Source organism: Acetobacter indonesiensis, assembly GCF_000963945.1.
Lineage (GTDB): Bacteria > Pseudomonadota > Alphaproteobacteria > Acetobacterales > Acetobacteraceae > Acetobacter > Acetobacter indonesiensis.
Genome location: NZ_BAMW01000059.1, coordinates 1 through 23,480 on the forward strand (window position 1 = coordinate 1; position 23,480 = coordinate 23,480).

General features: G+C 55.9%; 19 protein-coding genes. 7 read left to right on the forward strand and 12 right to left on the reverse strand.

The genetic code is table 11. From position 1 onward, the window contains the following. Window positions 1-75: 75 nt before the first annotated feature. On the reverse strand, window positions 76-1,170 hold the full coding sequence (locus Abin_RS13305) for a YeiH family protein (RefSeq protein ID WP_048847743.1): 1,095 nt from the start codon (window positions 1,168-1,170) through the stop codon (window positions 76-78). A gap of 110 nt (window positions 1,171-1,280) precedes the next feature. Between Abin_RS13305 and Abin_RS13310 the strand changes: the two genes are divergently transcribed. Continuing rightward, window positions 1,281-2,162: a LysR family transcriptional regulator gene (locus tag Abin_RS13310; protein ID WP_048847821.1), complete on the forward strand. Its 882-nt coding sequence runs from the start codon at window positions 1,281-1,283 to the stop codon at window positions 2,160-2,162. A 256-nt stretch (window positions 2,163-2,418) separates the two neighbouring features. Here the strand turns inward: Abin_RS13310 and Abin_RS13315 are convergent, their stop codons facing one another. Genes Abin_RS13315 through Abin_RS13325 form a run of 3 tightly spaced genes read right to left on the reverse strand, consistent with a single transcriptional unit; the run spans window position 2,419 to window position 6,042 of the window. After that, window positions 2,419-2,883: a hypothetical protein gene (locus tag Abin_RS13315; protein ID WP_048847745.1), complete on the reverse strand. Its 465-nt coding sequence runs from the start codon at window positions 2,881-2,883 to the stop codon at window positions 2,419-2,421. 13 nt (window positions 2,884-2,896) lie between these two features. After that, window positions 2,897-4,033 carry a DegT/DnrJ/EryC1/StrS family aminotransferase gene (locus Abin_RS13320; protein ID WP_048847746.1) on the reverse strand — a complete coding sequence of 379 codons (1,137 nt, stop codon included), beginning with the start codon at window positions 4,031-4,033 and terminating at the stop codon, window positions 2,897-2,899. Further along, on the reverse strand, window positions 4,033-6,042 hold the full coding sequence (locus Abin_RS13325) for a polysaccharide biosynthesis protein (protein ID WP_048847748.1): 2,010 nt from the start codon (window positions 6,040-6,042) through the stop codon (window positions 4,033-4,035). The genes Abin_RS13320 and Abin_RS13325 overlap by 1 nt, the downstream gene beginning before the upstream one ends. On the opposite strand from Abin_RS13325, the gene Abin_RS13330 reads away from it, so the two are divergent. After that, window positions 6,036-7,133, forward strand: a complete 1,098-nt coding sequence (locus tag Abin_RS13330) for a glycosyltransferase family 4 protein (protein WP_048847751.1) — start codon at window positions 6,036-6,038, stop codon at window positions 7,131-7,133. The two genes, Abin_RS13325 and Abin_RS13330, sit on opposite strands and share 7 nt — an antisense overlap. Window positions 7,134-7,159: 26 nt before the next feature. Here Abin_RS13330 and Abin_RS13335 read toward each other — a convergent pair whose 3' ends face one another. The 3 genes from Abin_RS13335 to Abin_RS13345 form a co-directional block, all read right to left on the reverse strand. After that, window positions 7,160-7,609 (reverse strand): hypothetical protein, encoded by a 450-nt coding sequence (locus Abin_RS13335; RefSeq protein WP_048847753.1) that lies wholly within the window; start codon window positions 7,607-7,609, stop codon window positions 7,160-7,162. A gap of 175 nt (window positions 7,610-7,784) precedes the next feature. Next, on the reverse strand, window positions 7,785-8,204 hold the full coding sequence (locus Abin_RS13340; RefSeq protein ID WP_048847756.1) for a MarR family transcriptional regulator: 420 nt from the start codon (window positions 8,202-8,204) through the stop codon (window positions 7,785-7,787). A gap of 158 nt (window positions 8,205-8,362) precedes the next feature. Continuing rightward, window positions 8,363-9,793 (reverse strand): leucyl aminopeptidase family protein, encoded by a 1,431-nt coding sequence (locus Abin_RS13345; protein ID WP_048847757.1) that lies wholly within the window; start codon window positions 9,791-9,793, stop codon window positions 8,363-8,365. 107 nt (window positions 9,794-9,900) lie between these two features. Between Abin_RS13345 and Abin_RS13350 the strand changes: the two genes are divergently transcribed. Beyond that, entirely contained in the window at window positions 9,901-12,522 is a 2,622-nt protein-coding gene (locus Abin_RS13350; protein ID WP_371862236.1) for a helicase-related protein, read from the forward strand. A gap of 169 nt (window positions 12,523-12,691) precedes the next feature. Continuing rightward, window positions 12,692-13,024 (forward strand): ferredoxin FdxA, encoded by a 333-nt coding sequence (gene fdxA / locus Abin_RS13355; protein ID WP_048847826.1) that lies wholly within the window; start codon window positions 12,692-12,694, stop codon window positions 13,022-13,024. A gap of 518 nt (window positions 13,025-13,542) precedes the next feature. Here the strand turns inward: fdxA and cyoD are convergent. From cyoD to Abin_RS13380, 5 genes are all read right to left on the reverse strand, one after another. After that, window positions 13,543-13,875: a cytochrome o ubiquinol oxidase subunit IV gene (gene cyoD / locus Abin_RS13360; RefSeq protein WP_048847761.1), complete on the reverse strand. Its 333-nt coding sequence runs from the start codon at window positions 13,873-13,875 to the stop codon at window positions 13,543-13,545. Then, on the reverse strand, window positions 13,875-14,480 hold the full coding sequence (cyoC, locus tag Abin_RS13365) for a cytochrome o ubiquinol oxidase subunit III (protein ID WP_048847763.1): 606 nt from the start codon (window positions 14,478-14,480) through the stop codon (window positions 13,875-13,877). The genes cyoD and cyoC overlap by 1 nt, the downstream gene beginning before the upstream one ends. Further along, complete coding sequence (cyoB, locus tag Abin_RS13370; RefSeq protein ID WP_048847765.1) at window positions 14,480-16,471, reverse strand: cytochrome o ubiquinol oxidase subunit I; 1,992 nt, start codon at window positions 16,469-16,471, stop codon at window positions 14,480-14,482. Before cyoB ends, cyoC begins: the two co-directional genes overlap by 1 nt. Window positions 16,472-16,476: 5 nt before the next feature. Beyond that, entirely contained in the window at window positions 16,477-17,400 is a 924-nt protein-coding gene (cyoA, locus tag Abin_RS13375; protein ID WP_048847766.1) for a ubiquinol oxidase subunit II, read from the reverse strand. A 615-nt stretch (window positions 17,401-18,015) separates the two neighbouring features. After that, entirely contained in the window at window positions 18,016-18,792 is a 777-nt protein-coding gene (locus Abin_RS13380) for a Bax inhibitor-1/YccA family protein (protein ID WP_048847768.1), read from the reverse strand. Between the two features lie 182 nt (window positions 18,793-18,974). Here Abin_RS13380 and Abin_RS13385 point away from each other — a divergent pair, with 182 nt between their 5' ends. The 3 genes from Abin_RS13385 (at window position 18,975) to Abin_RS13395 (ending at window position 23,451) form a co-directional block, all read left to right on the forward strand. Then, window positions 18,975-19,514: a 2'-5' RNA ligase family protein gene (locus Abin_RS13385; protein WP_048847770.1), complete on the forward strand. Its 540-nt coding sequence runs from the start codon at window positions 18,975-18,977 to the stop codon at window positions 19,512-19,514. A gap of 236 nt (window positions 19,515-19,750) precedes the next feature. Then, window positions 19,751-21,979, forward strand: a complete 2,229-nt coding sequence (locus Abin_RS13390) for a PQQ-dependent dehydrogenase, methanol/ethanol family (RefSeq protein WP_048847772.1) — start codon at window positions 19,751-19,753, stop codon at window positions 21,977-21,979. A 56-nt stretch (window positions 21,980-22,035) separates the two neighbouring features. Beyond that, window positions 22,036-23,451 carry a c-type cytochrome gene (locus tag Abin_RS13395; protein WP_048847828.1) on the forward strand — a complete coding sequence of 472 codons (1,416 nt, stop codon included), beginning with the start codon at window positions 22,036-22,038 and terminating at the stop codon, window positions 23,449-23,451. The last annotated feature ends 29 nt before the right edge of the window (window positions 23,452-23,480 follow it).

Genomic DNA, 23,480 nt, shown 5'->3' on the forward strand with positions numbered 1-23,480 from the left:
TCGGGCTTCGGGCTTCGGGCTTCGGGCTTCGGGCTTCGGGCTTCGGGCCGTAAAAAATCACACTAGCGGCGCTGTCTAGCCCCCTAGCCCGGTGCAGCTCTGCATTATTTTGAGCAAAGCGATACTGGCGCTTATCAACCCGCACAAAGACATAATAACCGTCAGAACCAGCGGACGACTGGCGCGGAAAACTGATTTTACATCCACACTCAGCCCCAAAGCCACCATGGCAAGCGTGGTCAGAAATGTTGCCATCTGGGCGGCGGGCGCAAGCAGTGGTTGTGGCAGCACGTTGACTGACCGCAGCAGCAGCATGGCGATAAAGCCAAGAATGTACCAGGGCAGCAAGCGGAAGATCGGGAGTTTCTGTTTCGCTCTTTTTTCGTGCCTGACACTTTGGTCGTTCCCCTTTCCCTGACAGAACAGAGCAAGCATCAGGCACACTGGGCCAAGCATCAGCACCCGCACCAGTTTTACCAATGTGCCCATATGAATGGCGGACAGACCAAACGGAGCAGACGCCCCCATAACCTGTGGCACGGCATATACCGTCAGCCCCGCCAAAGCGCCTTCTGCCACTGTATTTAAGTTTAGAAGCGGCATCAGCAGCGGCAAACCGAGCACCACCACAAGGCCGCCCGCAGCGGTAAAGGCTATGGTAGAGCCGACATCTTCCTCACGCGCCTGAATAACCGGGGCTGCGGCCATTATTGCGGAATTGCCGCAGATTGAGTTTCCGCAAGCCACCAGCAAGGTTTGGGAAAGAGGAAGCCCCATGCAGCGCCCCACGGCGCAGGTAAATGTCAGACTGAAGAGTACCATCCCCAGTACACCAGCCGTCAGCCATGGGCCGACAGAAAGCACTGTGGTCAGGCTAAAAGAGGCCCCAAGCAAAACAATGGCCGTATTCAGCACTGTTTTGGCACAATAATGGATACCGGGTGCCATGGCAGCGCAGGGCTTACGCAGGCTACGGCACAGAACCCCGCCCAGTAGTGCGAGGTTCAGAGCTTCAAGCCACGCTTTACCAAAAAGCGCGATTTCCGCACTTTCAAGACCATAAGCAACACTTGTCACCCCGACACACAGGGCAATACCTGACAGGCGTGTTTGCATAAAATGCAAAGTGAGCCGCACAAAATTCTGTTGGGAATGTCGCTGGGTGTTCACAAGGGTGTCCTTTCCACATCCCTTTTACGAACCCTCCGTTCAATCACTCCAACGCATAGTTTTTGTTATTTCAATCTGAATTTCTGATTGATTATGCTAAAGCCCTCTCCATGACCCTGGAACAGCTTCGGCTTTTTATCGCTGTGGCGGAACGTGAGCACGTAACCGCCGCCGCCCATGCCCTGAACGTCACGCAATCAGCCGTTTCAGCCGCTTTGGCAGCGCTTGAGAACCAACATGATGTGAAGCTGTTTCATCGGGTGGGGCGCGGTATTCGGTTAACCGATGCGGGCCGTCTGTTTCTGCCGGAAGCGCGCGCGGTGTTGGCACAGGCCACAGCCGCCACGCATGTTCTGGAAGAATTTAGCGGGCTGAAGCGAGGAGCCTTGCGGGTTGTCGCCAGTCAGACCATCGCTGCCTACTGGTTACCCCGATTTTTGGTCGCCTTTCGCACACGCTACCCCCAGATTGTTCTCGATGTGGCCATTAGCAACACCGAGGAAGCCGCCCGCTCTGTGCGTGACGGGGAAGCTGACCTCGGCATTGTCGAGGGGGTGGTAGATGACCCGGCGCTGGCCCAGTGGCCTTTGGGGAAAGACCAACTGACCATTGTGCAGGCAAACGCCCCAGTGCCAGAACAGGTTGATGCCGCATGGCTACGCGCGGCATCCTGGGTGATGCGTGAGCCCGGCTCTGGCACGCGGGCCACGTTAGAGCAGCATCTTCGCCTCTTAGGAATTACGCCTGCTGAACTGACCATCAGCCTTGTGCTGCCGTCTAACGAAAGCGTCCGCACGGCTATTGAAGCTGGTGCGGGTATTGGTGCCCTGTCGTCTCTGGTGGTTTCGCCCGCTTTGAAAGCAGGCACCTTACACGCTGTGCCGCAGGCGCTAGGCACCCGTCTGTTCTACGCCATTCGACACAAAGAACGCTATCGCAGCCCAGCGGCCGAAGCCCTGCTCCGCCTGATTAACGAACAGGATGCTTCCTAAACTATGAAGAACAATTGCCATTCTCTGGTTTGGCTTCTTTTTCTTGAAAATATTGCCTGAACAGCGCCTTGCGGACGTAGAAGGCAAGAGACGCACTGCCTAGTGACTGTCCCCCTTACATCGAAAGGCTGACACAAAGCCGCCCGAAAGGTGCGGCCGTGTTAGATCTTTTTCCGTCAGGAACCATATAAACAAAAAAAGCGACTATCAGGATTAACCCGATAGCCGCTTGCTCAACGCACTTTGAATAATCTGCTTATGGAAACGCAGAACGCTTGAATTTGAAGCGGTCAACCAACCCACGCAAAGGCGCGAACTCTTTTTCCGAGAATGTTTCCATATGTACTTCTGACCCATCCGGGGCCTCAGCAAACACGGTATCGTTCCAGTCTGCCGCGCTGATACCTGTCCATAACGTCAGGGCCAGAGCATCCTTGCCATTCGCGTCTTTCAACATCACACGCGAATCACCAGAAGATGGCGGTGTGCGGCTGAGTGGTCCCCAACCAGCCTTGTGATTATCAAGCCATGTGTTGACGGTCTGAACTTCATCCGCTGTCAGGGCACGCTTGTGGCGCATGGGGCCAACTTCAATCTGGCCGCTCGCCACATGCGGAAAAGAAACCGGCTTGAAATTGGGCAGGGCAAACATCCAGATCAATGATGCTGTACCAATTGTCAGCACCAGAAACCCGACAAGAAACGCGGTTTCTTTCCTCATTCCCCTTTTCTCCTTACCCGCGCACCGCGGCAATGACGCGCGCCACTTCATCATCCGTCAATTCAGGGTGAATCGGCAGCGCCAGAATCCGTGTTGCCAGATCTTCTGACACCGGCAGGCTTACACCGTCATGATGGTCACGGTACGCTGGCTGTTTATGCAGCGGCAGCGGATAGTAAATTGCGGATGGAACACCGCGTTCTTTCAATCTGGCCTGTAACGGTTCGCGCTCGGCCGGGTTTTTAAGCAGAATGGCGTAAATAGCCCATGCGCTGGCGCTGTCTGGCACACGCGCCGGAACCTGAACCACATCAGCCAGACCGGCATCATACGCCTGTGCAATTTCATCCCGCCGAGCCAGTTCCTGTTTGAAGCCATCCAGCTTGGCCAGCAGCACGGCGGCCTGAATGGTGTCCAGACGGCCGTTCATGCCGGTGCGCAGCACTTCATACCGCGTCTTGCCTTCACCGTGCGTGCGCAGGGATCGGTAAAGGTCAGCCCGCTCTGCATCATCTGTCAGAATGGCACCACCGTCTCCGTATCCACCCAGCGGTTTGGAGGGGAAAAAGGACAATGTGGTTGCAGTCGCTTCACGCCCCAGCGGTTTACCGTTCAGATCCGCACCAAAAGCCTGCGCGCAATCGGCCAGCAGAAACAGGCCTTCTTCCTGCGCAATAGCCCGAAGCTGCGCCCACGGCGCAGGCTGACCAAACAGATCAACACCCACAATAGCGCGCGGTGTCAGTTTGCCTGCTTCACGCACGGCGCGGATACGCGCGCGCAAATGGTCAGGATCAATCTGGAACGTGTTGGGGTCAACATCCACAAAAACAGGTGTGGCCCCCAGCACCAATGGTACCTCGGCTGTGGCGGTGTAGGTGAAGGCTGGCAGAAAAACTGCATCACCACGGCCAATATTTTCAGCCATCATGACAATCTGCAACGCGTCTGTGCCTGACGACACGCCGACACATTCCTTGGCCCCACACCATTCTGCCAGCCGCTGCTCCAACTCGGCCACTTCTGGCCCCATCACAAAGCGGCAATGCTCAAATACGGCATCCACCCGCGCCCGCAGGGCTGGGCCCAGACGCTTCTGCTGCGCGACCAGATCAAGAAACGCAATCGGGCTTTCAGTCTTATCGTTCATCATGCCACCTGTTCAGTACTACCGGGCTGCGGAGAGGCCAAAGGTGCACCAGCTACCGCGCCATCAGGCGTGGCAGACCGCACTTCTCCCTTGGGGTTATGATTGAATTCGGGCACCAGCAACGCCAGAATACGCAGAGCTGCCTTCACATCCCCCCTGCGAGCATCGTCTGTCATCTGGTCTACGGCCGCTGCGACCTCGGCCAGATCAACCACACGGGGGGTTGCCATCAGCAGGCCGGGATTATCAGTCGGCACCGGGGCTTCGCGCCCGTGAAACAGTTCTTCGTACAGTTTTTCGCCGGGGCGCAGGCCGGTAAACCGGATGCTGACATCTTCATCCGGCCTTAAGCCGGCAAGACGGATCATCTGTCGGGCGAGATCCACAATTTTGACGGGCTCCCCCATATCCAGCACGAAAATGCCACCATCACGCAGCAAGGCATCCGTGCCGGAGCCATCCTTCCCGCAGGTTCCCCGCACGCTGGCCTGCAAAACCAGCCCCACGGCTTCAGGCACTGTCATGAAGTAGCGTCGCATATCAGGATGCGTCACCGTCAGCGGCCCACCACGTTCAAGCTGGCGACGGAACAGCGGCACCACAGACCCTGTAGAGCCAAGAACATTCCCAAACCGCACAGTAATGCACCGCATGGCATCCAGGCTGGCAGACGTCCGGGCTTTGATATCCAGCGCCTGACAATACATTTCAGCCGCTCGCTTAGCCGCGCCCATCAGGCTGGACGGATTAACCGCCTTATCCGTTGAAATGACAATCATGGCACGGGCACCATGCCGGGATGCAGCATCTGCCACAACGCGTGTGCCGTGAATATTGGTCAGGATGCCTTCCGCCGGGTTGGCTTCTACAATCGGCACATGCTTCAGGGCCGCTGCATGAAAGACCAGATGCGGGCGATACTGGGCCATGACCTCTTCAATACGGGCTTCATCCCGCACGTCGGCCACGACAATCTGACGGGGGACGGCGGGGGCCAGTTCAGCCAGTTCCGTATCAATCTGCCAGAGTTCAAATTCGCCGTGGTCAAGCAGCACCAGCTTTTCCGGGTTTAACTGGGCTATCTGACGCACCAGTTCAGATCCGATGCTTCCCCCGGCCCCGGTAATCAGCACGGTTTGCTGCCCGATCAGCCGCTCCATGCCATCACGGTCAAGCGGAACCTGCGGGCGGTTCAGCAAATCTTCCAGCGGAATGGGGCGCAGTTCAACCCGCTCGGCAGGGGTCAGGGCGGTTAGGGCAGGTGTGCGCAAAACCGCAATGCCGTGATGAGCCGCCGCATCAAGAACCTGAGTTAACGCCTGCCCCCGAAAAGAGGCTTCTGTCACAACCAGAAATTCGGGCAGGGCGTGTGCTTTGGCCAGCCGGTCAAGGATGGCGGCAATATCATCCACATGGCCCAGAATGGGCACATTATGGATACGCCTGCCGGCCTGATGCGTGCCCAGCGCCACCAGCCCCACAACCCGAATCCCCGCAGCCGGGTTTCGTTCAATGGCGCGCAGGTAGAGGTCAGCCACCGTATCAACCCCGATCAGGACAATACGACGCTGGTCTGCCTTGCGCAGGGCTATCCTGTGGGCAAGCCGGTAGGCAATACGCAACCCACCCAGCATCATCAGCAGCACAAGCGCGTAGATGATGGGAAACGTCATGCTGGGCAGGGGATATCCCACCATGACCAGTCCGATGGAAAACAGCACGGCACTGGCAATTGACGCCCCGGCGATACCCAGCAGATCAGATACGCCTGAAAACCGCCAGTATTGCTGCGGCATTCTGAACGGCAGACCGCTTACCACCAGAGTAATGGCCCCGCCAGCCAGAAACCACAGAGGGTGCAACAGGCCATCCCGCGGCGCGGCCAGCCAGCGCGCAAAAGGCGCAGCTACAGCCGCCAGCATCCCGTCCAGCAGGATATTGACCAGTATTCTGTTAAGCGGCCGCAGCTTGGGACTGCGGTGCAAAGAGTCAGAGCGTTGCGATACCATCACCTTGCACCTATAGCGTAGCACCTGCCATCCTAGAAGCAGCACAACCCCGCGATATGATGCCCATGTTCCTTTCTGACCCTGTTTTGGCGGTTTTCTGCCTGCTTTGCGCCGCTTTTTTTGCCGCAGGCCTTGTGCGTGTGATGATCAATCTGGCCGTTTTGGACCATCCCGGTCACCGCAGCGCGCATGAAAACCCGACCCCGAAAGGGGGCGGCGTTGGGGTTATGGCCGCTTTTTTTCTTTTTTTTCCCTTAGTGCAGGACATAACAGGCCATAGCGTCTTGCGGGCGGATGTCATTCTGACGGCATTAGCCACAGCATTGCTGGCCTGTGTGTCCTGGCTGGATGACCTTTATCAGTGGCCCGCGTCCATCAAGTTTGTAGCGCAATGCGTTGCCGCCACAATGGTGGTCGCTGGAGGCACGGCGTTGCCGTGGCCAACACCGCTAATCGGGGCCATTCTCTCGGTTCTGTGGCTTGTCTTTTTGACCAACGCCGTCAACTTCATGGACGGGCTGAACGGGCTGATTTCCGGGTGCCTGATGATCGGCAACCTTCTGGTCGCGGCAATGGGGCTCTATTTCGGGGTGCCAGACCTGATCTGGCCCGCATTGCTTCTCGCGGGCTGCCTCTGCGGGTTTTTGCCCTTCAACTTTCCGAAGGCGCGGATTTTTCTGGGGGATGTGGGCAGCCAAGGGTGCGGGTTACTGGCAGGCACGGCCGCCCTTTATATGACGCAGCATTCCACCCAGCCCTCCGGCTGGTTGCTGGGGCCAGCCCTTCTCTTTCCCTTGATTTTTGATGTACTGTTTACCCTTTGCCGCCGAAAGCTGGCTGGGTATTCGCTTATTCAGGCACACCGGGGGCATTTGTATCAGGTGTTGCACCGCAGCGGTATGAACCCAGTTCTTATTACCCTGTGCGAGTGGAGTTTTGTATGTTGGGGAGGACTGGTCGCCTTTCTTGCTGCCCCCTTTCCTCCCCTTGAAGGCGCTATCCTCGCCTTTGTGCTGTTGATGCTACCGCAGCTTGGCTGGCTAGCTTTTGCGACCGTCAGAACGCGCCGCCACCCGGTGGGCCCATGGTAAGCAGCACGCCCTGAACGGTTAAGGCATCAGTTTTTCAGTTCAAACGTCAGGCCCTGTGCAGAACCGGCAAGACGGGCACCCTTAGAGATTGTTTCAATCTTGATGCGCACACCGTTCTTGTTTTCAAGCACGGCACCCCCCAGACCACTACCAAGTGTGGCTTCACCATGTGCCGCAGCATATGTGCCCGCAAAGTCCTGCACGCGATGCAGGTTATAGACCGTGCCAACGCCTTCAATCTTTGAGAAGCCAACAGCCGCGATGGTGCCGCCCGTAATAGCAAATTTGTAAGACTTGCCACCATAGCTCAGGGTGCCGTCACCCCAGGTGTAGCCAACACCTACATCAGCCGATTTGGCCGAGAGCGTAATCTTACCAGTCGGGGAGCCCATGGCATCCGCCGCATACGCTGCGGGTGCAAGAGAAGCTGTGGAGAAAGTCAGAGCTGCAACAGCAGCGAAAGAAGCCAACCGCATTGGAATCGTCCTTTATTCTTATTTTCTTCCAGCATCAGGTGGCATTGTGCGTGTGCCTGCCCGGCGTCTGAAAGCCTGTAGAATGAACGTGCCATGCGAAAGTAAGTTTCTGAAATGACTGCGGCGGCCACACAAAGTATGGCCGCCGCAGAAAACACCAAATGTCAGTGCCGTATCAGGCAGCAGACACCCGACGCAGGGTACGACGAACAGGCTGTTCTTTCTTGTCGTCCTGACGTGCTTTTTTGGCTTCGTCTTCAGCCGCTTCACCCATGATGGAACGAATTTCCTTCAGGTAAGCAGCACCTTTAGGCGTGCGCTGCACCAGCACGGAACGACGGTCAAGCGGATCAACCTTGCGGCGCGCCAGATCAAGCTCACCCAGACGGTCAAGCGCACGCGTAATGGCGGGCTTGGACACATTCAGACCAGATGCCAGACCACGAACCGTGTGGCCGCTTTCATCCAGATAGCAGGTCAGGAAAACAGCCAGCTGACGCGCAGAGAGGTCGGGCCCATCGCTCCGCACCAGGGAGACAACGGTATCACGTAGAGTTTTCACCAGCTCTTCAGCTTTGGCAGCATTCTGTGCCATCAGAGTTCAATCCTTTGTATCATGCCGACGGTGAGCCAAGTGGCGCGGCATCGGCCTTAGTAAGTTTTTTCCGGTTGGTCAGATAAAGCCTATATAGGCACCGGATCAGATATTTAAATCCCGTAACGACAAAATAGTTCCGTTACATTTTTATTTCTTTACGAAACCGCTCCGTTCTTTGCGCCAAAAATAAGATCAAGCGCTGCAAAAACCGTGCGAATCCCAGGAGAATCGCCACCTTCTGGCCGGCCGGGCCGAGTGTTGTCGTTCCACGCATAGGTGTCGATATGCGCCCACCGCTGACCTGCTTTTACAAAACGTTCAAGAAACAGTCCGGCCGTTACTGCACCTGCCATAGGTTTAGACGAAATATTGTTCAGGTCTGCTACAGGACTCCGCAACCATCCGGCATAGCCTTTCCATAGTGGCAACCGCCATAACGGGTCTGATTCACGCAGACTTACTTCAAGCAGAGTTTCGGCAAGGCTATCATCATTACAGAACAGCGCGGGCAGATCCGGGCCCAAGGCCACACGGGCGGCCCCTGTCAGCGTTGCCATATCCAGCAGCAGATCAGGGTTATGCTCGCCAGCCTCACTCAGCAGGTCACACAGAACCAGCCGCCCTTCAGCGTCCGTATTGCCAATTTCAACACTTAATCCGCCACGGCCTGTCACAACATCCATCGGCCGCATGGCATGGCCTGAAACGCTGTTTTCAACACACCCCAGACGCACTTCCAGCCTGATGGGCAAATCCTGCGTCATGATCAGTCGGGCCAGAGCCAGAACCGAAGCGGCTCCCCCCATGTCCTTTTTCATACGCAGCATACCGGCCGATGGTTTGATGTCATAACCACCGGAGTCAAAGCACACGCCCTTACCCACCAGTGAGACCAGCGGCGCATTTTTGGTGGCTTTGCTGCCCCGCCATACCGCCCGAACCACCCGTGGTCCGCGTTCTGACCCGTTACCGACATGCGCCAACAGGGGGTAGGCTTTATCGAGCGTTTTGCCTTTAATGACCTCCACCCCGACCCCAAACGGTGCCAGCGCGGCTTCTGCCGCACGGGCCAGATCTGACGGTCCCAACAGGTTGGCCGGGGTGTTAATCAGATCACGCGCCAACCAGATAGAGCGCGCTGTCTCAACCGCACGGCTTTTCCGTTCGGTTTCGGTCACGACCAGACGCGCAGCCGGTTTCGGCATCCCAGCATCAGCCTTCAGGGAAAACTGGTACGCCCCCAGACAGAACCCCAAAATAACATCATCACGCGGGCAATCCTTGGGCACGGAGACGCGCCACTCACCCGCAGGCAGGTCTTTTGCCAACGCACCGAACAGATAAGGGTCTCTGACGCCAACATCGGGCAGGCCAAACAATGCAACCGGGTTGCCGCTGCTATCTGGCACCAACGCCAACTGGCCGGGTCTGGCCGCAAACCCGCACGATCGGGCAAAGGCCACACCTGCCGCCCCGATCAGCGGCAATAAGGCATCGTCCTCTACTGTGCGCACCCCATGCACGGTGCGTACGGCCTTCTGGTTACGGCGCACCACAACAAGACAATCGGCTTCTCGAACAGACATGGGCTTTCCTCCTGCCGCAAAACTGCGCCGGGTCTGGGACTGATGCAATAACCCTAACGCAGTAACGGGTTGCTTTTCCCTGCATACCGGCTGACCATGGCGGCATGATGGATACTCCCCGCCGCCGCCCGGTTTCCCGTGCGCGCCTGTCTGCCGCTGTTGAGGATCTTCCTCCGGTTCGGGCCATATTGGGCCCGACCAATACCGGCAAAACCCATCTGGCCCTTGAACGCATGCTGGCACATTCATCAGGCATCATGGGGTTTCCGCTGCGTTTGCTGGCGCGGGAAAATTACGAACGCATGGTCAAGCTGAAAGGCGTGCGGGCTGTGGCACTGATTACGGGGGAGGAAAAGATCATTCCGCCCGGTGCCCGATGGTTTGCCTGCACCGTAGAAGCCATGCCGATGGATCGGCCTGTCGATTTCGTTGCCGTTGATGAAATCCAGCTTTGTGCGGACCCTGAGCGCGGCCATATTTTTACAGACCGCCTGCTGAACGCCCGTGGGCAGGCAGAAACACTGTTTCTGGGGGCTGAAACCATTGCCCCGTTGCTGCGCAGCCTGATACCCGGTGTAGAAATCGAAACACGGCCGCGCCTGTCCAATCTGGTGCATACGGGCTTTACACGCCTCAGCCGCCTGCCACCGCGTACGGCTATTGTCGCGTTTTCAGCCGGCGATGTGTACGCCATTGCTGAACTGATACGCCGCCGCCGTGGGGGCTGTGCCGTGGTCATGGGGCAGCTTTCGCCCCGCACACGCAATGCGCAGGTTGCGCTCTATCAGAACAGGGAAGTTGATTATCTGGTTGCTACCGATGCCATAGGCATGGGGCTGAACATGGATATTCATCATGTTGCTTTCGCCGGGCTTTCAAAATTCGACGGCTCACGCAGGCGTCTGTTGGCGGCGGCTGAAATTGCCCAGATTGCCGGCCGCGCTGGCCGGGGCGCGCAGGACGGCACATTCGGCACCACGGGCGACTGCCCGCCCCTCAGCGAAAGCGTGGTGGAAGCCGTTGAAACCCATCAGTTTGAAGCCCTGCACCATCTATACTGGCGCAACAGTGCGCTGAATTACGCATCCCCCACCGCCCTGCATGCCAGTTTATGCCAGAAGCCCCCTTACCCTGGCCTATGGGGGGCTGACCCGGCGTCTGATCTTTTGGTGCTGACCGCCTTGATGCGTGACCCGACCATCCAGCGCCTCAGTAAGGGAGCAGAGCGCACACGGCTGCTTTGGGAAGTGTGCCAGATCCCTGATTTCCGCAAGCTGGGGGAAGACAGCCACATTCGCCAATGTGCCCAGATTTTCACGACCTTGGTTGAACAGGGGCGACTACCGTCAGCGTGGCTTGAGCCACGGCTGCTGAACCTTGAGCGCACGGAAGGGGACATCGACGCCCTCATGCAGCGGCTCATGGGGATTCGGATCTGGGCGTATGTTGCCAATCGGGCCGACTGGGTCGAAAGCCCGGAGCTCTGGCGCACCCGCACGCGCACCATTGAAGATACGCTGTCTGACATTCTGCATGACCGTCTGGCGGCCCGGTTTGTTGATAAACGCGCCACCAGTCTGGCACGGAGGCTGGAGGAAGCCGACAGTAAGCCTTTGCTTTCAGCCATAACCCGCTCAGGCGAAGTCAGTGTTGAAGGCCACCCTGTTGGCCACATGACCGGGTTTGCTTTCATACCGGATGCTGAAGCCGCCCAGTCTGACCAACCTTTGCTTCTCCGGGCCGCAAGACGCGCTGCGCGGAGCGAAATACCCCGCCGCGTAACCCAGTTTCTGCAAACGCCAGATAGCGACCTGACGTTAGATATCCAGACCGGCACGCTTTCGTGGCTGGATGCGCCTATCGGCAGATTACAGGCCGGGGAAGACGTGCTGCGCCCTGCCGTGTACGTCACCACCGCCGAATTTCTGGATGCCGCCCACCGCGAGCGTATCCGCATGCGGTTGGTCGCCTTTGTTGAGCAGACACTCCGTACCGTGCTGGCCCCGTTGTTCCGTGCGGCCGATGCGGTAGCAGACAAGCCCGTTCTGCGCGGTATTCTGCACGGGTTACTGGAACACGGCGGTGTAATGCCTTTGCCATCCGCTGATTACCTTACCCCGCAGAATAGCAGCTTTCTGCGCAAACAGGGCATAATCGCGGGGCCGACCATGCTGTTCTGCCCCGCATTGCTGAAGCCACAGGCTATGACACTGCGCAACCTGCTGCTTGCGGTGAAGAATAGCGTAAAGCCTGTTCCCCTCCCCCGCGCAGGTGCTGTGTCTTTCAAAGCCGAAGATATAGTAGGCATCACACCCCAAAAGACCCCAAAACCCAATACTAGCCCGGACACAAACGCTATTGTGCTGACACGGCTTGGATGGGTCAAAGCCGGGCCGTTGTGGGTGCGACTCGATATTGCAGAAGACGTCCGCAAGACAGTGGCCAAGTTGGCGCAAGCGCACCCCTATCCTTTGCCTGCCGGAATAGCCTCTCGACTTGGGGCATCCTCCGCCACTTTGGCGGCTGTTCTCACAGGCCTGAATATTCGGGTTCAGCAGCCCCACCCTATTGGCAAAAACCAGTTTGGACCACCTGCGCCCATGATGCTTCACCCCATCAGGCGCGATTTTTCAAACCAGAAGGGAAGCCGGCGCAAAAAACAGCCTCATCCCATGCCGCCACCGTCTGGGCCCTTTGCGGCACTGGCAGTGTTGCAAAAACGTCGTTAATGTCAGTCCCGCTTTAGCGGAAACCGCGATACATCGCGCAAGCGGGTTGCCATAGGGTGAAAAGCCCCTCATATCATGCGCCATCGTTGGTGGTATGGGCCGGGATGGGTCGTGCCACCTTACTTTCGGCCAGACTTGATCAGGCCCCCAGATAATTTCGGAGATGGCAATGACCTACGTGGTCACTGAAAACTGCATCCGCTGCAAATTCATGGACTGTGTGGAAGTCTGCCCTGTTGACTGCTTCTACGCCGGTGAAAATTTCCTGGTGATCAACCCGGATGAATGCATTGACTGCGGCGTGTGCGAGCCTGAATGCCCCGCCGAGGCAATTTTCCCGGACAGCGATGATCGTGCAACAGCATGGGCTGAACTCAACGCGTCCTACTCTACCAAATGGCCGAACATTACCCGCAAGGGCACACCGCCTGCTGATGCGGAAGAATGGAAAGACAAACCCGGCAAGGCTGATCTGCTGTCACCGGAACCGCACAAAGCCTGATTTTTCTCCTTTCCTGAAAAACGGCGTGCTGCGCTGCCCACCCGGCAGCCCACGCCGTTTTTTTATGCCTTTTTTGACAGATGCTTTTGTGACCTTGCAGCAAGCCGTTTTAGGTAACGATCAGCAATGGATAGGCGGTGGGAATACTACTTCCCATACCGGAGCGTTGAACTAACTTAGAAAGGCTCCACCACGCGCTAACGAGAGTCCCGGCCTATCTTCAAACATGAGAAAATAGGGCTGCTACACTTGTGCCGCTCTGCCTCACCTTACGGTGCTAGACTTTAGACGACCGCCTCAGGAGGTGTTTTTCCGTCGTTTGCGTTGAAGCCTCAACAGCAAAACAGCCCCCAAAAGCACTTTGCTACCTTAATTGAGCAGGTCACCTCCACGAAGCTATCTGCAATCACCGCTCCGGACGTGACTACCAACGCAACAAAAAAGGGCTCCAGGATTTCTCCCGGAGCCCTTTTCCGTCTCATGATGGTCAGCCGGATACCGGCTGACCCGCCCGCTTATTAGCGAGACATCATGTGGATGGCCGTGTTGTTCATGACGAACAGGGTGCCAACAATAAAGATGGCAACAAATCCAACCGTGAACACAAAGCACATATTGTTCCAGCGCTGTTCAGACCCACCACCCATGTGGAGGAAGTAGTGCAGGTGCACCAGCACCTGAACCAGAGCCAGAACAGACACAGCAATAATCGTACCAGACGGGGACAGGCTGTGCATCGCAACGACTGCAAAGGCCAGAACCGTCAGGATAACGGCAAGAACAAACCCGATAATGTAAGACGATACGCTACCGTGGCTCTCACCAGAGGAGGTTGTGTGAAGGTCGCTCATCAGATCATGCTCGCCAGATAGACATAGGAGAAGACGCAGATCCAGACGATATCCAGAAAGTGCCAGAACAGGCTCAGGCAGGTGAGCTTATTCATCATACGTTCCGGGATAGCGGTCGTGCCCATCAGCTGAACCATCAGGGTCACAATCCAGATCAGACCGCACGAAACGTGCAGACCGTGCGTCGCCACCAGCGTGAAGAAGGCAGACAGGAACGCGCTGCGATCCGGCCCGGCACCTTCGTGAATCATGTGAGCGAATTCGTTAACTTCCAGCCCGACAAAGCCAAGGCCCAGCAGGAAGGTAACACCCAGCCACATGATGACTTTGCTGATTTCATTCTTATGGGCAGCAATCATGCCGAACCCATAAGTAATGGAAGATATCAGCAGAAGGGCTGTTTCCAGCCCAAGTCCGCTCAGTTCAAACAGTTCATGACCGCTTGGGCCGCCATTGAACTGGTTACGAAGGACTGCAAACGTGGCGAAAAGAGAGCCAAAGATAATGCAGTCCGTCATCAGGTAGACCCAGAACCCGAACACCACCGGAGATTCGTGATGATGTTCGTCGTGGCCCGAGGTCGTGACAGTTGTATCGTGCGCCATTACTCAGCTGCCTGTGCCATGAGTTTACGGGTATGCTCGTTCTCGATCCGGGCAACTTCTTCAGCCGGGATATAGAAGTCGATATCCTTGTTGGCGCTACGGGCAATAACAGTCCCGATAACACCGATCAGGCCGATTGCTGCAAGCCACCAGATATACCAGATAGCGGCAAAACCGAGGATCAGGCTGAATGCACCCACCAGGAAACCTGCTGCCGTGTTTTTCGGCATGTGGATTGCTTCGTACTGACCACCAGCGCAACGGGTATCAACGCCATTTTCCTTGTCATGCATATAAGCATCAAGCTCATGCACGTGGGGAACGATAGCAAAGTTGTAAACCGGCGGCGGTGAAGAGGTTGACCATTCCAGCGTACGGCCGTTCCACGGATCACCCGTGAAGTCACGGTTTTCAGCCAGGTTACGGTCACGGATGGAAACGAACAGCTGCATAAGCTGGCAGACAATCCCGAACAGGATCAGCACTGCACCAACTTCAGCAATCAGCAGCCAAGGGTGCCAGGCCGGATTGTCGTAGTGGTTCAGACGACGGGTCATGCCCTGGAAGCCGACAACATACAGCGGAACGAAGGCAAAGTAGAAGCCAACGAACCAGAACCAGAAAGCGCGCTTGCCCCAGCTTTCGTTCAGCTTGAAGCCCATAACTTTCGGGAACCAGAAGTTCATGCCGCAGACGTAACCGAAATACACACCACCGATAATCACGTTATGGAAGTGAGCAATCAGGAACAGGGAGTTATGCAGAACGAAGTCAGCACCCGGAATAGCCATCATCACACCGGTCATACCACCGATGGTGAAGGTCACCATGAAGCCAACAGCCCAATACATGCAAGCATGGTACTGGATGCGGCCCTTATACATGGTGAACATCCAGTTAAACAGCTTCACACCGGTCGGGATGGAGATGACCATGGTTGCGATGCCGAAGAAGGCATTCACATCCGGGCCAGCGCCCATGGTGAAGAAGTGATGCACCCACACAAGGAAGGACAGAACCATGATGGCGCAGGTTGCGTAAACCATGGTGCCATAGCCGAACAGCGGCTTCTGGGAGAATGCCGGAACAACTTCGGAGAAAACACCGAAGGCCGGAATAACAAGAATATAAACTTCAGGATGACCCCAAGCCCAGATCAGGTTGAGGTACATCATCTGATTACCACCACCATCATTGGTGAAGAAGTGCATGCCGAAGTAACGGTCCAGACCCAGCAGAGCAACGGCAACCGTCAGCACGGGGAAGGAGACCATGATCAGGATGGAAGAACAGAACGCCGTCCAGGTGAAGACAGGCATTTTCATCCAGGTCATGCCAGGAGCGCGCATCTTCACGATTGTCACGAAGAAGTTCACACCTGTCAGCAGGGTGCCAACACCCGAAAGCTGAATGGCCCAGATATAGTAGTCCACACCAACGCCAGGGCTGAACTGAGCTTCAGACAGCGGCGGGTAAGCCAGCCAGCCGCACTGCGAGAATTCACCGATGAACAGAGAAACGTTCACCAGAATAAACGCGATAGCGGTCATCCAGAAGCTGAGGTTGTTCAGGAACGGGAAGGCAACGTCACGTGCACCGATTTGCAGGGGCACAACGAAGTTGAACAGCCCGGTCATGAATGCCATGGCCAGGAAGAAGATCATGATCGTTCCGTGAGCGGAGAAGATCTGATCGTAGTGATGCGGTGGCAGGTAGCCGGGGTTGCCAGCATAGGCCAAAGCCAGCTGGGTACGCATCATGATAGCGTCCGCAAAACCGCGGAACAGAGCAACCAGTGCCAGTATGATGTACATAACGGCAAGGCGCTTATGGTCAACAGAAGTGAACCACTCTTTCCAGAGGTAGCCCCACTTACCATAGTAGGTAATCAGCCCCAGAACCGCGAGACCGACAATGGCAACGCCCAAGAACGTGCCGACAAGAATCGGAACATCCAACGGGATGGCCGATAGCGATAGTCTCCCTAGCATAGATCCTATTCCTTCATGTTCATGTCGGACATCGCGGACTGCACCTGAACCATCTGGCCCGTGGTTTTGTCCATGATCATGCCGTTGTTGTATTTGGCTACGATCGTGTTGAACATTCCGGGTTCAACATGCGCGAAGTATTCGACAGGATTTGCTTCGCTCGGCGCAGCCAGTTTCGGATAGGTCTGGCTATCCAGCTGTTCAGAGGAAGACTTTACTTTATCAACCCATGCATTGAACTCGTCGCCGCTTACAGCCAGCGTGCGGAATTTCATGTCTGAAAAGCCACGGCCACTGTAGTTGGCAGATTCACCCAGGTAATCGCCAGGTTCGCTGGCCAGCAGGTGAAGCTGGGTCTGCATACCAGCCATTGCATAAATCATGGAACCAAGACGCGGGATGAAGAAAGAGTTCATCACGGAGTCAGAGGTAATCACGAAATCAACTGGCGTGTTAACCGGAATGGCAAGCTGGTTAACGGTCGCAATACCCTGTTCCGGGTAAATAAACAGCCACTTCCAGTCCAGAGCCACAACTTCAACGTGAAGCGGTTTGGTGTTCGCTTCCGCTTCAAGCGGCTTGTATGGGTCAAGAGAGTGACAGGTCTGGTAGGTGATCACGGCAAGAAAGATAATGATCAGGGTAGGAACACCCCAGATGACCAGTTCGATCTTGTTGGAATGACACCATTTCGGAAGATATTCTGCACTGGTGTTGGACTGGCGATACTGCCAGGCAAAAACCAGAGACAGAATGATGGTTGGCACCACCACAATCAGCATTGCGACTGTAGAAGTGAGGATCAGTGACTTAACCCCCTCACCCACCGGGCCTTTCGGGTCCAGAACATCCAATTCACACCCGGCAAGCAGCAACGCTGACGATAGGCCGCCCAATCGCGCCACTCTCGCCAGTAACTTGTTTTTCATCGCACGCCTCTTGGTTCTGACATCAACTTAGCCTCACAAAGACTCTCCGCTCCTGCTGCCATAGAAGCCCGATAACAGCAAGAAACTGCGCTCCAGCCCCCTATGAGCCAAAACACCACAAAACCGGCATGCAGGCCGTCTCACCTTACTGGCTGAAACAACCTTCATGCCGGAGCAGCGTAAAACTCACGGGCACCGGAAACGCCCTAGACGCTACTTTATTCCTAAAGTGCAGATTCTCAATGTCTGAAAAGTTCCATCTGCTCTTCATCACACCGAGGCTATTCCTCAGGAATTGTTTTGTGCCTGTCTTATTTCGCTGATTTTGAAGAGCCACAAGGCTTCACAAATTATTTCTGTTTATTTCAGTTTTTCTCGTAAATTTCGATTTATTTATATTAATCAATATATTACGCGATATTTCAATTTATCACGCGGGTGTTACTCACCTCATCGTGCGTAGCATAAGTCTTATTTTTAACTTATTCTGGACCAAAATAGTCTTTTTCCCTGACCGCATAGCTGCCTCAGCAAAAAAGCCCGACCTTTTCAGGCCGGGCTTTCTCGTCAGAACCAAGACTCCTTCTTTTCAAGAAGTCTCGTTGAATTTGGCGCTTAGTCGTTAGAGCTGCGCACGCCCATGAACTGAAGCAGAAACTGGAACAGGTTGATGAAGTTCAGATACAGGCTAAGGGCGTCATATACGCTGCGCTTGGCGGCACCATCTGGGCCTTCATACGCGGCATATTGCGGATACGTCACGCGGATACGCTGGGCATCGAACGCACTGAACGCTGTGAAAATGAACACCCCAACAATGCTGTAGATGAAATAGACAGCAGGGCTTTTCAGAAAGATATTAACCAGACCAGCAATGACCAACCCGAAAAGGCCCATCATCAGGAACGAGCCAAATTTGGCCAAATTCGCTTTGGTTGTGTAGCCCCACAGCGATGTTGCACCGAACATGCACGCTGTCACCAGAAACACGCGGACAACAGACACACCAGTATAAACCAGAAAAATACTGGAAAGACTTGCCCCCATGGTCGCGCAGAATGCCCAGAACAGAGCCTGCGCCCCCTGACGGGACAAACGGTTCACCCCGAAAGACATAACCAGCACAAAAGCCAGCGGCGCAATCATGGCCGCGCCACCCAGCAATGTGGGATGCAGAGCCATACCGCCGGGCGTAGGCGTCAACTGGAAGAACAGACCACGCAGGCTGGTGGAGGCCACGGCATAAGCCACGATACCCGTCAGCAGCAGCCCAGAGGCCATCCAGTTATAAACTCGCAGCATGTAAGCCCGCAGGCCCGCATCCAGTGCGCCAGCCTGGGCATTCCAGCCAGAAGCAGCGGCTGGTGAACGAAAGTCCTGACCGAACGACATAACTTATCCTCTCCTTGTCCGGACAAGCCGGCTTTGCTTTATACTTGTGGCTGCCCTGCCCCTGCGTCAAGGGTGCGGCTTTCAATTGTCACGGTACAGTTGGCCCCTAACCGGGCTTTCTGGCCGCAATAAGTTGCCACCGTCTTCTGCCTTCATCAGAGCCCAAACCGTAAGGTCTGTACATGTATCTTAGTGTTGGCATTACCCTGCCTGAAGAGGCGAGACAGAGCCTTCTTGATCTCCAGAATCATTTTCTGGACGAAAGCTGGATCCCTGAGACGTTTCTGCGTCTGCCACTCTGTACGTTAGGGGACATTTCAGACCCCACCATTCTGGAAGAGTTAGACCACGGGTTAGCGGCAGTGCGGATGAATGATGCAGCCACCCTGCAGCCTGACGGTTTTGACATCTTTACCCGTAGAGACCGAATCACGCTTGAACTCAGAATTCGTTCGCCCGCTATCGATCACCTTTCCGTGAAAATACTCTCAGTGGTTAAGCGGGCTGGGGTTAAGACGGCGCGCCAGTTTTCGCCCCTCACCATCCCCATTGCCACTGTTACAACAACTCCACCGGAAGACGTCAGCGCCTGGATGCAACTGCATCACGGTGCCCCGTTTGAGGAGGTGACAATTTCCGAAATTACCCTTTTCAGCTCTTGGAAAAATGCTGAAACGACCCTGTTTGTTCCAGAGGCCGATTATTCGTTTACCGCTTTCTGAACAGCTCTTTTTCTCTTGTTATAACATATTCTGTGCCGGCAGATAGCACCTTGGTCGTGAGGTGATATGCGGTCTCTACACCGCTGTAACCGCTACATAATATCTATTGATCTGGTATCAGCTATTCATCTGGCGTGATTGACAGGGCGGAGCCTGATTGGCTGAGTGTCCCAAACCGGACTGCCGGCTTTATTGTCTTTTTTCCTCACCTTAATACCAGTCGAGGACACTAACGCATGACCCGCCCCGCCTCCGCCAAGAGACGTTCGCTGCTAGGAATTCTCGCGGCCGGAACGATCTGCGCCGCATCTATGCCGTTTGCAGCACTCCCTGCCCATGCTGATAGCCTGGGCAACACGGGAGAAGCGATCATCCACGCGGATGATCACCCTGAAAACTGGCTCAGCTACGGCCGGACCTATACCGAGCAGCGCTACAGCCCGCTGGAAGACATCAACAAGTCCAACGTGGGCAATCTGAAACTAGCCTGGTATTTTGACCTTGATACCAACCGCGGTCAGGAAGGTACGCCTCTGGTTGTGGATGGGGTGATGTACGCCACCACCAACTGGTCAAAAATGAAGGCGCTTGACGCGGCAACCGGCAAGCTTCTGTGGCAGTATGACCCCCGCGTCCCAGGCAACATTGCCGACAAAGGCTGCTGTGACACGGTTAACCGTGGTGCTGGCTACTGGAACGGCAAGGTGTTCTTCGGCACATTTGATGGCCGTCTGATTGCCCTGGATGCCAAGACCGGCAAGCTGGTGTGGGAAGTGAACACCATCCCCAAAGACGCCTCTCTCGGTCAGCAGCGTTCCTACACGGTTGACGGCGCAGTCCGCGTTGCCAAAGGTCTGGTTCTGATCGGCAATGGTGGGTCTGAATTCGGTGCCCGCGGCTTTGTTTCTGCCTTTGATGCAGAAACCGGCAAGATGAAATGGCGCTTCTACACGGTTCCCAACAACAAGAACCAGCCTGACCACGCTGCATCAGACAACGTGCTGATGAGCAAAGCCTACAAGACCTGGAGCCCCACAGGCGCCTGGACTAAGCAGGGCGGCGGCGGCACGGTCTGGGATTCCATCGTGTATGATCCGGTGGCTGATCTGGTCTATCTGGCCGTTGGTAACGGGTCTCCATGGAACTACAAATACCGTTCTGACGGGATTGGCGACAACCTGTTCCTGGGCAGCATCGTCGCTGTTAAGCCAGAAACCGGGGAATATGTCTGGCACTTCCAGGAAACCCCAATGGACCAGTGGGATTACACCTCGGTTCAGCAGATCATGACGCTTGATATGCCGATCAACGGTGAAAACCGTCACGTCATCGTTCATGCGCCTAAGAACGGCTTCTTCTACATTCTAGATGCCAAAACGGGTGAATTCCTGTCCGGCAAAAACTACGTGTACCAGAACTGGGCACAGGGTCTGGACCCCAAGACCGGCCGCCCCATCTACAACCCGGACGCGCTTTATACGCTGAACGGCAAGGAATGGTACGGTATTCCGGGTGATCTGGGTGGTCATAACTTTGCCGCCATGGCCTACAGCCCCAAAACCGGACTGGTTTACATCCCGGCGCAGCAGGTTCCGTTCCTGTATAAAAACCAGGTTGGTGGCTTCAAGGCACACCCTGACTCCTGGAACCTTGGTCTGGACATGAACAAGGCTGGTCTGCCGGATACTCCGGAAGCCCGCACCGCGTTCATGAAAGACCTGAAGGGCTGGATTGTCGCCTGGGACCCCAAAAAGCAGGAAGCTGCCTGGACTGTTGACCATAAAGGTCCATGGAACGGTGGTATTCTGGCAACTGGTGGTGACCTGCTGTTCCAGGGTCTGGCGAATGGTGAATTCCACGCCTACGACGCGACGAACGGTGCAGACCTGTTCCACTTCGATGCACAGAGCGGCATCATTGCTCCGCCCATCACCTATAAGGCGCAGGGCAAGCAGTATGTGGCGGTCGAAGTGGGTTGGGGCGGTATTTATCCGTTCTTCCTGGGTGGTCTGGCCCGTACGTCTGGCTGGACAGTCAACCACTCCCGCGTTGTTGCCTTCTCGCTTGACGGTAAGGCTGAACTGCCTCCGCAGAACGACAAGGGCTTCCTGCCTGTCAAACCGCCTGCGCAGTATGACACCAAGGTAACTGACAACGGCTACTTCCAGTTCCAGACCTATTGCGCTGCCTGCCATGGCGACAACGCAGAAGGTGCCGGTGTGCTGCCTGACCTGCGCTGGTCTGGTTCCATCCGCCATCAGGACGCGTTCTACAACGTGGTCGGCCGTGGGGCTCTGACGGCTTATGGTATGGATCGCTTCGATACCAGCATGAAGCCTGACGAAATCGAAAGCATTCGTCAGTTCATCATCAAGCGTGCGAACGACACCTATCAGCGCGAAGTGGATGCTCGCAAGAATGACAAGGGCATTCCAGAAAACCCGACTCTCGGCATTGCGCCGTAATGGTCCGGCTCAGTCATGACGTCATTCGGCACACAAGCGACACAGTGGTAAAAACGATGATCAAAGGACTAAAAGCCGCTCTGGGAGCGGTCACAGTCGGGCTTCTGGCAGGCACTTCTCTGGCCCACGCACAAAGCACTGACGATGAACTGGTGAAAAAAGGCGCGTATATTGCGCGCCTGGGTGACTGCGTAGCGTGTCATACAGCGCTGCACGGTCAGGTGTATGCCGGTGGTCTGTCTATTCAGACCCCCATTGGCACCATCTATTCCACCAACATCACGCCAGACCCCACGCACGGGATTGGCACCTACACGTTCAAAGAGTTTGATGAAGCTGTGCGTCACGGCGTCCGTAAGGACGGCAGCACGCTTTATCCGGCCATGCCTTATCCTGCATTTTCACGCATGACGCAGGATGACATGAAGGCGCTGTATGCGTACTTCATGCATGGTGTGAAGCCGGTAGCCCAGCCAAACCATGCAGCCGATATCTCATGGCCGCTGTCCATGCGTTGGCCGCTGTCCATCTGGCGTTCCGTCTTTGCCCCGACACCAAAAGACTTCACCCCTGCCCCCGGCACGGATGCGGACATTGCCCGTGGTGAATATCTGGTAACAGGTCCGGGCCATTGCGGTGCGTGCCATACGCCCCGTGGTTTTGGCATGCAGGAAAAAGCGCTTGATGCCGCTGGTGGCCCAGACTTCCTGGGTGGTGGTGCGCCGATCGATAACTGGATTGCCCCAAGCCTGCGGAACGACCCCGTTCTGGGTATTGGCCGCTGGTCTGAAGAAGATGTGTATCAGTTCCTGAAATCTGGCCGTATTGACCATTCTGCCGTGTTCGGTGGCATGGCTGACGTGGTTGGCTGGAGCACGCAGTACTTCACGGATTCCGACCTGCACGCCATGGCGAAATATCTGAAATCACTGCCGCCGGTTCCGCCTGCTCGTGGTGATTACAAATATGACCCATCAACTGCACAGGCTCTGGATGCCAACAATACGTCGGGCACACCGGGTGCAAGCGTCTATGTTGAACAGTGCGCAATCTGCCATAGAAATGATGGTGGTGGTGTAGCTCGTATGTTCCCGCCGCTGGCTGGCAACCCGGTTGTCGTGTCTGAAAACCCGACATCTGTGGCCCACATCATTGTGGCTGGTGCGGTTCTGCCGCCCACCAACTGGGCTCCTTCTGCGGTCGCAATGCCTGGCTACAAGAATGTTCTGTCTGACCAGCAGATTGCGGATGTAGTCAACTTCATCCGTGTTTCCTGGGGTAACAAGGCTCCGGCCAACGTTACGGCAGCAGATATTCAGAAGCTGCGTGTTAACCATGCCCCCATTTCCACCTCTTCCTGGGGCTTTGGTGGCAATGACACGGCAACATGGGGTGTCTTCCATCCGCAGCCTTACGGCGCTGGCTGGACGTTCTCTCCGCAGACCCACACGGGTGAAGACGCTGCCCAGTAAGGTAGCTTCTTCTTCCACCTCGCTCCGTA